The sequence below is a fragment of the Mesotoga sp. HF07.pep.5.2.highcov genome (assembly GCF_003666285.1).
In the GTDB taxonomy this organism is placed as follows: Bacteria; Thermotogota; Thermotogae; order Petrotogales; family Kosmotogaceae; genus Mesotoga; species Mesotoga prima.
The window spans coordinates 1-589 of record NZ_JFHJ01000470.1 but is presented as its reverse complement, the minus strand read 5'-3'; the positions used below and the strand labels follow the sequence as shown (position 1 = coordinate 589).

1 protein-coding gene and 1 pseudogene are annotated in these 589 nt (G+C 44.1%); both read right to left on the bottom strand.

Translation table 11 applies throughout. The features are described from left to right. Positions 1-240 (bottom strand): hypothetical protein (locus tag BG32_RS09855; RefSeq protein ID WP_147434924.1); only part of this gene is annotated, 240 nt, incomplete at its 3' end. Positions 241-253: 13 nt separating this feature from the next. After that, positions 254-589 (bottom strand): annotated as a pseudogene (locus BG32_RS09850) (hypothetical protein); the annotation flags it as partial.

Sequence of the window (589 nt, the reverse complement as noted above, 5' to 3'; positions counted from 1 at the left end):
AGCAAAGACTTCTGCTAAGAGGCCGTGCCCGGGACGTTCATATACAGCTTCCCACCTTAATTCTACCTTTTCAGCATACTGGATTCTCTCTGCATTTTTCGGAATTGGTGAGACATTCGAGATAAGTATTTTCGGTTCTGGAACGGGCCAGAGGAAAAAGGCCGCTACTACGGCCGCAACAATTACTAAGAGCAAGGTGATTATTATCGGCACTATCGAAGAACCTCTATAATAGTGCAATTTACATCCCTCCTCAGACTCGCATTCCAATCTCGCGCACAGAATTCCACTCGGTTTTCTTATCCAGTGTATCTTCAGAAAACCGAAGGCCACTAAGCTTCTTTATATGCTTTGACTCAACTAGAAACTCGTTAGAAACAATCTCTATAGTAATATACCCCAGTTCCACTCTTCTGGCAAAACCGTTCCTTGGATCGTCATCAATCATTTCGACAACCGGTTTCCATGTCCCAGTATTGGCATAAAATTTCTCTTCTCCGTTGCTCGAAATCATTCTAAGGACATGACGGTGATTATGACCCATTATCACGCCCTTCAGCTCACCGGGAACAATTGCGGGAGCTTTATC